8 protein-coding genes are annotated in these 8,875 nt (G+C 42.9%); 3 read left to right on the top strand and 5 right to left on the bottom strand.

The window, feature by feature from the left end; translation table 11 throughout:
• From CVN76_RS21855 to CVN76_RS21845, 3 genes are all read right to left on the bottom strand, one after another.
• A partial coding sequence (locus CVN76_RS21855) for an amino acid permease (RefSeq protein WP_100533046.1) occupies positions 1-1,058 on the bottom strand: 1,058 nt, incomplete at its 3' end.
• A 312-nt stretch (positions 1,059-1,370) separates the two neighbouring features.
• Entirely contained in the window at positions 1,371-2,330 is a 960-nt protein-coding gene (locus tag CVN76_RS21850; protein ID WP_061143569.1) for an L-threonine 3-dehydrogenase, read from the bottom strand.
• A gap of 44 nt (positions 2,331-2,374) precedes the next feature.
• A complete protein-coding gene (locus CVN76_RS21845) occupies positions 2,375-3,565 on the bottom strand; it encodes a glycine C-acetyltransferase (RefSeq protein ID WP_100533045.1) in 1,191 nt (396 codons plus the stop codon).
• Positions 3,566-4,125: 560 nt separating this feature from the next.
• Here CVN76_RS21845 and glpT point away from each other — a divergent pair.
• On the top strand, positions 4,126-5,487 hold the full coding sequence (gene glpT / locus CVN76_RS21840) for a glycerol-3-phosphate transporter (RefSeq protein WP_061143571.1): 1,362 nt from the start codon (positions 4,126-4,128) through the stop codon (positions 5,485-5,487).
• Positions 5,488-5,778: 291 nt separating this feature from the next.
• On the opposite strand, the gene CVN76_RS21835 is transcribed toward glpT, so the two are convergent.
• Positions 5,779-6,342: a thioredoxin family protein gene (locus CVN76_RS21835; protein ID WP_100533044.1), complete on the bottom strand. Its 564-nt coding sequence runs from the start codon at positions 6,340-6,342 to the stop codon at positions 5,779-5,781.
• A 227-nt stretch (positions 6,343-6,569) separates the two neighbouring features.
• On the opposite strand from CVN76_RS21835, the gene CVN76_RS21830 reads away from it, so the two are divergent.
• Both CVN76_RS21830 and CVN76_RS21825 read left to right on the top strand, forming a co-directional pair.
• Positions 6,570-7,421 carry a GRP family sugar transporter gene (locus CVN76_RS21830; RefSeq protein ID WP_061143573.1) on the top strand — a complete coding sequence of 284 codons (852 nt, stop codon included), beginning with the start codon at positions 6,570-6,572 and terminating at the stop codon, positions 7,419-7,421.
• A gap of 18 nt (positions 7,422-7,439) precedes the next feature.
• Positions 7,440-8,225: a glucose-1-dehydrogenase gene (locus CVN76_RS21825; protein WP_061143574.1), complete on the top strand. Its 786-nt coding sequence runs from the start codon at positions 7,440-7,442 to the stop codon at positions 8,223-8,225.
• A gap of 182 nt (positions 8,226-8,407) precedes the next feature.
• On the opposite strand, the gene CVN76_RS21820 is transcribed toward CVN76_RS21825, so the two are convergent.
• Positions 8,408-8,875: M20/M25/M40 family metallo-hydrolase (locus tag CVN76_RS21820; protein ID WP_157805755.1), on the bottom strand; the 468-nt coding region annotated here is incomplete at its 5' end.

Raw genomic sequence — 8,875 nt, 5'->3', positions numbered from 1 at the left:
TTAGGAGCAATATAACTTAACACGACGCCAATGGCCAATCCGATGATTACACCGAACGTACCGAATAGAGGAACGCCGCTTTGAGAAACTTTTGCAAAGGATTTAGGTGCTTGTCCATTCATTCCTAATGTATAAAGCATCCGTCCTGCACTGTATATGCCGCTGTTGCAGCCGGACATGGCCGCTGTGATGACGACAAAATTGATGATGCCAGCTGCTGCCGTGATACCGACTTTAGCAAAGGTGGCCACGAATGGGCTTCCAATTGCAGTTAGTTGGTCCCAAGGGTAAACGGTTACAATAACGAAGATGGCACCGATGTAAAAGATCAATATACGCCATATCGTACTTTGAATCGCTTTGGTGATCGTTTTTTGCGGATCCTTCGCTTCGCCAGCTGTAATCCCGATCAGTTCCACGCCTTGATAGGCAGCCACAACAAGTGATAGTGCAAAGAAGAAGCCTTTCCAACCGCCTGTAAACCACCCACCGTGTTCCCAAAGATTTGATAGTCCGATTGCGTCTCCGCCGTTACCTAAGCCGAAGAAGATAAGTCCAAATCCTGCAACGATCATCAAGACGATCGTTACGATTTTAACCAATGAAAACCAGAATTCGATTTCACCGAAAGATTTAACGGAAATCAAGTTCGCCGCCCCTAGGATCACCATTGCAATCAAGCCTGGTATCCATGGAGGAAGGTGAGGGAACCAATATTGCATGTACGTCCCGACTGCGATGATCTCGGCCATCCCGACAACAACCCATTGGAACCAGTTACTCCATGCAGTCATATATCCTGCCAATGGATGGATATATTTATAACCAAATGTCGCAAATGAGCCTGTACTTGGCTCTAAATATAGCATTTCCCCCATCGCACGCATGATCAAGAAGATGAATAAACCTGAGATTGCATAAGCTAACATGACAGACGGGCCTGTCCATTTGATTGCGCTGGCCGAACCCATGAATAAACCAACACCAATTGTCCCGCCCAAAGCGATCATCTGAATATGACGGCCTTTCAAGTCCCTATTCAAATCTTTGTTTGCCATTCCATTTCCCCCTACACTGCTAATCAGTCAATTTTGCTGCATACTCCCAATGAAAACATATCGTACCGAAGTGATGAGCAGGCGTCTTCACACGCTTCAAAATCATTTCACACTTTAAATTCAAGCATTCCTGATAGTTTGAAAGATTCATACGAATTTTCACATTTATCAGCTTACAACGTGAATTATCCAGAAAGCGCTTACTTTTCCATGATTCCGAAAGTGTATCATTCAACCGCTAAAAAAATCACGACCTTAATAAAATAACCTGAATAAAAGAGTCTTGCAACTCTTTTATTCAGATACGGTCCGTTATGCGGTCACTAAAAATGATTTCAATCCAAGCTTAACCAACATATCCTTCGTCATTTTCTCCAGATCGTATTCCGCTTTGAATCCCCACTCTTCCTTCGCACAAGTCGAGTCGATTCTATTCGGCCAGCTGTCGGCAATGGATTGTCTGGCGGGATCGACCTCATAGTTCATGACAAAGTCAGGAATATGCTTTTTAATCTCGGCAGCAATTTGTTCCGGGTCAAAGCTCATGGCCGATACATTGAAAGAATTCCGATGCTTCAGCTTGGATGCATCCGCCTCCATTAATGCCATGATGGCAGCCAAGGCGTCAGGCATATACATCATATCCATATACGTTCCTTTAGCGATGTAGGAAGTGTATTTCCTGTTTTTAATCGCTTCATAGTAAATTTCAACCGCATAGTCGGTGGTCCCGCCGCCAGGAGGCGTGACATACGAAATCAGCCCCGGGAAACGAAGACCTCTCGTATCAACGCCAAATTTATGATGGTAATAATCACATAGCAACTCTCCCGATACTTTGTTCACTCCATACATCGTATTTGGACGTTGTATCGTGTCTTGCGGTGTGCAATCTTTAGGTGTGGTTGGACCGAACGCTCCGATCGAGCTTGGAGTAAATAATCGGCAATTGAGCTCCCGTGCCGCTTCCAACGCATTCACCAATCCACCCATGTTCAAATTCCAGGCTAACAGCGGCTTCTTCTCAGCTGTTGCAGACAATAAAGCAGCTAAGTGAATGATGGTGTCCACTTCATGCTTCTTGGCAATGTTGAACATCTCTTTTTCATCGGTAACATCCAAAATTTCAAATGGACCCGATTGGACAACGGAGCTCTCCGTCTTACGGATATCCGTTGCCACGACATTGTCGGCTCCGTAAATCTCTCTCATTTTCAGCGTCAGTTCTGAACCAATTTGACCTAAAGCTCCTGTGACTAAGACCTTTTTCATTAAAAATCCCTCCCCAATGTATTCCCAGCAAGCAATTTAACCCGTTAGATGATTGACATCTCTTTCCCCACTTTTTCATAAATCGCTATGGCACGATCGAGCATCTCTTTTGTATGGGCAGCAGTCGGCATATTCCTTACCCTTCCAGTTCCCCTTGGTACGGTAGGGAATACGATGGACTTGGCATACACCCCTTCTTCATTCAGCCGCTTGCTGAATTGCTGTGTTTTTGCTTCATCGCCAATAATGCAAGGCGTGATCGGTGTTTCGCTCTCGCCGATATCAAACCCTAATTCCTTTAGACCTTTTTTCAAGTAAGCGCTATTTTCCCACAGCTTATTTTGAAGTTCCGAGCTGTTCATCAAAATATCGATGGCTTCTATGCTCGAAGCAACTGCCCCAGGTGTGACAGCCGTTGAAAATAAAAATGGCCGGCTTCTAACCTTCAACCAATCAATTAAATCCTTCTTCCCCGCTACATAACCTCCAACAACACCAATCGCTTTGGATAATGTGCCAATTTGGAAATCGACTTTATCCGATAAGCCAAAATGTTTTACCGTCCCTGCACCATTTCCCAATACACCAGAACCATGCGCATCATCAACATACGTAATTAAGTCAAATTCTTCGGCAATCTCCACGATTTCAGGAAGCTTGGCAATATCCCCGTCCATGGAGAACACTCCATCGGTAATGACCATGACCTTGTTATACAATCCCGACTCTTTTGCTTGACGTGCCTTTGATCGTAAATCCTCCATATCCGAATGGATGAAGGGAATGATTTTTGCTTTGGACAAACGGCATCCATCAATGATTGAAGCGTGATTCAGTTCATCTGAAAGGATGGCATCATTCTTATCCATCACTCCTGAAATCGCTGCCATATTACAATTAAATCCAGATTGATAAGCAATGGCCGCTTCTGTATGTTTAAATTCCGCCAGCTTTTCTTCCAATTTGACATGGATATCCAACGTTCCATTGATCGTTCGAACCGCTCCGGCTCCGACACCATATTTCTTCGTCGCTTCGATGCAAGCATCAATCAATCGTTGATCCGTGGCTAAACCTAAATAGTTATTGGATGATAAATTGATCAGCTCTCTGCCAGCAATGGTGATTACCGGACCGTTTGGACCTTCTACCGGATCAATAACGTTGTACAGACCTTTATCTTTTAAATCGTTCAAATTATCTGTTAAAAATTGATTTAATGATTCACTAGTCATTACATATACCCCCTCATTATTGGTTGGAACAAATGCGGATTTTTTTATGATTTACTCCTATTCTAAAAACAAACCTTTAAGAATATAGAATTTTACTATTTTTAAGAAAATACATGTGTCCTTCCCAAAAATACAGATGGATTCAACATGAATCCTTTTGTATTAGTGGTTATACCCATCATAATAATAGATAATTTTATCGTTGTCCATATTGTGCGGACAAAAAAATATGAATTTAATATTTTCGCAATAAAGAAAGCCTAAAAAATCCTTTGGAGTCGCAAGAATACCTGATTGATTTCAATCATGGATTTTATAGCGTTACCTTTGTTAAATGACTCAACTGCTTGACATCCCCCACCCCGGACGTATGTAAACGTTGACAACACTTTTATATGCAGGTATTATTTTCTGTACAAGTTAATGATGGTGGAGATTTGGAGACCCATGCTTTAATAGGACCTGTCTATATGAAGGTACGCTATTTTGGTATGGGTTTTTTTGTTTTATCGCCGTTTCTTAACCACGTTCATAACTTAAATTCATTAAGGAGGATTGAAATGTTCAAAATGTTTAAGCCTGCCCCGCCAGTTCAAAGATTACCTGAGGAAAAAATTGACTCTGAATATAAAAAACTCAGGTTACAAGTTTTCATCGGGATCTTCATTGGTTATGCAGCGTATTATTTAATTCGGAAAAACTTTTCCATGGCCATGCCCTATTTAAAGGAAGAAGGATTTACAACCGGACAGCTGGGACTAGCGTTGTCTGCCATTTCCATTTCATACGGGATAAGTAAGTTTGTAATGGGAACCGTCTCAGATCGAAGCAATGCAAGGTATTTCTTGCCAGCAGGCTTGATTCTAGCAGGAATCGTAAGTCTCCTTATGGGATTCGTCCCTTTCTTTACTTCATCGGTTGCAATCATGTTCATCATGTTATTCATTAATGGATGGTTTCAAGGAATGGGATGGCCCCCATCTGGCCGAGTACTCGTTCACTGGTATAGTGTAAGTGAAAGAGGGGGAAAAACAGCGATATGGAATGTTGCCCATAACGTGGGCGGCGGCTTAATGGCACCATTGGCCATTGCAGGTGTCTCCATCTTTGCTACATCAATGGGCTCTTCTTATGCTGGCTATGAAGGAATTTTTATACTCCCTGCATTAGTTGCTATTGTAATTGCATTCATTTCATTTCTCTTAATACGTGATACACCCCAATCAGTTGGTTTACCACCAATTGAAGAATATCGCAATGATTATCCTAATAAAACGAAAAAGTTGTTTGAAACGGAATTGACAACAAAAGAGATTCTATTCAAATATGTATTGAATAACAAATGGGTCTGGGCAATCGCAATTGCAAATATCTTTGTATATTTCGTCCGTTATGGTGTACTTGATTGGGCACCGACCTATTTGAGCGAAGAAAAAGGCTTTAATATGGATAAATCGAGTATGGCTTATTTCTTGTACGAATGGGCTGGCATCCCCGGAACTTTATTATGCGGATATATATCGGATAAAGTTTTTAAAGGTCGTCGTGGACCGGCGGGGGTTGTCTTTATGCTGGGAGTATTAATCGCTGTCCTGGTTTACTGGTTTAATCCCGCAGGAAACCCAATGGTCGATATCATTTCCTTGATTGCGATTGGCTTCTTAATTTATGGACCGGTAATGTTAATAGGTCTACAAGCACTTGATCTAGTTCCTAAAAAAGCTGCCGGTACTGCCGCAGGATTGACTGGCTTGTTTGGATATTTAGGTGGGTCTGTGGCAGCGAATGCCATGATGGGATATGTAGTGGACTTTGCAGGTTGGAACGCAGGCTTTACATTAATCACAATTTCTTGTGTTCTTGCAGTAGTCGTATTTGCGATTACATGGAATGTTCGCGGACAGGAAGTAGTAAAAGGGTAAGGTAAGGCTATGCTGTCAGGTACGATACCATGATGGGATGACAGTAAGAACGTCATTGGAAGCACCGGCGCAAGCCAGACAAAAAGGCTTCGGAATGTTTTCATTCCGAAGCCTTTTTGATTTTTCATTACGTTTAAAGCAGGGATGATGCCTTGCGTAAAAATGGAATTTTATTGAAGTTTTAAGGCTAGTGGAGGCGAATTTAATGGTTGAATTTCGCAAAAAAGCCGTAGACATCCTCAATGACTATCGAGTTTGCCTACAGCCTGAAATTCCCGTTACTGCGAGAATTCAACCAATTTTTCCCAATGTCTCCTTGATGCTGCCGTAAACTTCAGACCAAAGGTTCCTATCCTCGGAAAACGCCTTCGTGATCTTTTTAAAGACTTCTTTTTGCTCGGCTTCAAATCGTTCATCATCCTTGGCTGGCAATACGGAACGCAGCTCCATGACATAGTCCTGCACTTTAGGTGCACGAGGTCCCCATACAGCTCTTTCCTCGCCATGCTTATCGATGAATATAAAGATGGGAATGGAACGCGCTGTGCCATTCGTTAAGTATTGATCCATCAGTTCAAGATTATCATCTCGTAGAACCATGCGCGTTTCGATATTTGCAGCTTCAGCAATATTCAACAGGATCGGTATATTCATCATCGCGTCTCCGCACCAGTCTTCAGTAAGGACAATGGCCCGAAGATCTTTCGCTTTCCATTCATCAAAAAGATCCTGATCTTCCGCAGAAATGGAAAAGTTCTCAAGGATCGACTGCAAGCTTTCTTTATGGACCTTCATGGAAGAAACAAATTCTTCGGCTGGGATACCCTTCTCAAACCATTCATTCAATGTCGTCATCTTATTGCTCCTATCTTTTTTAAGTTAAAAGTACCATAAATCACGCACAATTTCATTGTTTACACCTTGATAACCTATCCAAGTGAAAGAGGGATGATTTCAAATTGGTAAATGAATACCATGTTTTCTTTCCCGTGTAAAGGGAACGTAATATAAATCAATAGCTTGCTATCTAAGTATTTACTATTCATTTTAAAAAGGATTTTCCAATTTAGGAGTTGACATTCGTGGAAGGTATTCTCTTGGCACTTCTCCCCGCTTTGACATGGGGCAGTTTGGTGCTTGTTTCCGAAAAACTTGGAGGCAGTTCTTATAATCAAACACTCGGCATTACAGTCGGTTCATTACTGTTCGCCATCGTGATGTCCTTCATCAATCCCCCGGAATGGAGCAGTCTGGTGTGGATCGTCGGCATCATATCCGGAATAGGGTGGGCGTTCGGTCAGTTATTTCAGTTTAATAGTGTCAAAGAAATTGGGGTTTCTAAAACCGTTCCCATTTCGACGGGGCTACAAATTTTAGGAAATACATTTTTCGCCGTGATCATTTTCAGGGAATGGAATGACAAACTTACAATCATCATCGGCATCATTGCCATCATCTGCTTGATTACCGGTGTCTTGCTGACAAGTTATGGTGACGGTGCTGAAAAAAAACAAGGAAGCATGAAAAAGGGGCTATTTTATCTTGCCATTTCAACGGCTGGTTATGTTACATATGTCATCGTGGTCAGGTGGAATGAAGTGGACGGATGGTCTGCGATCTTGCCGCAAGCAATCGGCATGTTCCTAGCTGCCCTGCTGCTTTCCCTCAAGCATAAACCGTTCAATAAATATGCCGGAAGAAATATCCTGACAGGACTGATGTGGGCAGTCGGTAACATCGGCCTTCTGCTCGCTAATCCAAAGGTTGGTGTCGCCATTGCCTTCTCCTTTTCCCAAATGGGAATCGTCATTTCCACTTTAGGCGGCATCTTTCTCTTAGGGGAGAAAAAATCGAAAAAGCAAATGACCTTCGTCATCATCGGCTGTGTACTCGTCATTGCTGGCGGGGTCATGATCGGCTTTACAAAAGAATGATTCAAGGAGTGATTTATCATGTATAAAGATTTAGAGAAAAAAGTCGTCGTCATCACCGGGGCGGCAAAAGGGCTAGGAAAAGCCATGGCCGAGAGGTTCGGTAAGGAAAAAGCGCATGTAGTCTTGAACTATCACACTGAAAATGATGATCATAAGGATATCATCCAAACGATCGAAGCAGCGGGCGGCAAAGCGGCAGCGATCCAAGGCGACGTTTCGAAGGAAGCGGATGTTAAGGAACTGCTTTCATTCGCGGTCGATACGTTCGGGACAATCGACATCATGATCAACAATGCCGGTATTGAAAATGAAGTGCCAAGTGAAAAATTGACACTTGAAGATTGGCAGAAGGTCATTGATGTAAATCTAACCGGGATGTTCCTGGCAAGCAGGGAAGCGATCAGCTATATGCTGGATCATGACATTAAAGGGAATATCATTAACATGTCCTCCGTACATGATCGGATCCCTTGGCCTCATTTTGTCCACTATGCAGCAAGTAAAGGCGGAGTGAAGATGATGACGGAAACCCTTGCACTTGAGTACGCCCCTAAAGGGATTCGCATCAATAACATATCCCCTGGCGCCATCGATACACCCATCAATGCCGAGAAGTTCAATGATCCAAAAGCTAAACAAGAGGTCATCGACTTAATTCCAATGGGATATATCGGAAAACCGGAACAGATTGCCGCTTGTGCTGCTTGGCTAGCCTCAGCTGAATCAAGCTACGTAACGGGCATGACCTTATACGCTGATGGCGGAATGACCAAATATCCCGGATTCCAAGCAGGAAAAGGCTAATCGTTTTAAAAATGATGCAGCTGCTGAAATGTCCCTTCTCATTCTAGTAAAAGTTATGTATGGCAATAAAAAGAAAGAATGCCAGAGACAGGGGTCCTCCTTGTCTCTCATTTCTTTGCCCTCACGAATCTTCAATTCAACGTACAAAGTCTTTCCCCAAATGTGCTCGGCAAATCCTGCCTTCACCACTCTCCATGTTTACACAATAAATCCTTGGCACTTTCAGATAAAAAATAGGCGGCTTTCATTATCGCTTTTTCATCAACCGTAAAGGCTGGGTGATGCCAGTCTTCGTTTCCGTTCGTACCAAAAAAGGCAAAAGTACCGGGAATATGTTGAAGATAATAAGCGAAATCCTCCCCACCCATTGAAGGTTCTGGATCGATTACATCTAATGATTGCCCCAAAGCGGAACTGCGTGCCATCTCTGTAATAGCTGGATGGTTATGAAGCGCAGGCGGCCCTGGAAACCAGTCAATCACAGCCTCCTGTGAAAAAGCGGCCGCGATATTATTTACGATCGAATGAAATTTCCGCTTTACTTCCTCCCGTATTGCCGACTCAAAAGTCCGGATCGTTCCTTCAAGTGTGACCTCACCCGGAATTACATTCCACGTGCTTCCACCTGTTATCCTCGTCACGCTTACTAC

It is taken from the genome of Bacillus sp. mrc49 (genome assembly GCF_002803435.1).
This window is presented reverse-complemented; position numbering and strand designations above follow the sequence as displayed.

Coding starts and splice junctions, on each gene's coding strand:
- CVN76_RS21850 (WP_061143569.1), bottom strand. CDS start 2,330: ATGAAAAAGGTCTTAGTCACAGGAGCTTTAGGTCAAATTGGTTCAGAA.
- CVN76_RS21825 (WP_061143574.1), top strand. CDS start 7,440: ATGTATAAAGATTTAGAGAAAAAAGTCGTCGTCATCACCGGGGCGGCA.
- CVN76_RS21845 (WP_100533045.1), bottom strand. CDS start 3,565: ATGACTAGTGAATCATTAAATCAATTTTTAACAGATAATTTGAACGAT.
- glpT (WP_061143571.1), top strand. CDS start 4,126: ATGTTCAAAATGTTTAAGCCTGCCCCGCCAGTTCAAAGATTACCTGAG.
- CVN76_RS21835 (WP_100533044.1), bottom strand. CDS start 6,342: ATGACGACATTGAATGAATGGTTTGAGAAGGGTATCCCAGCCGAAGAA.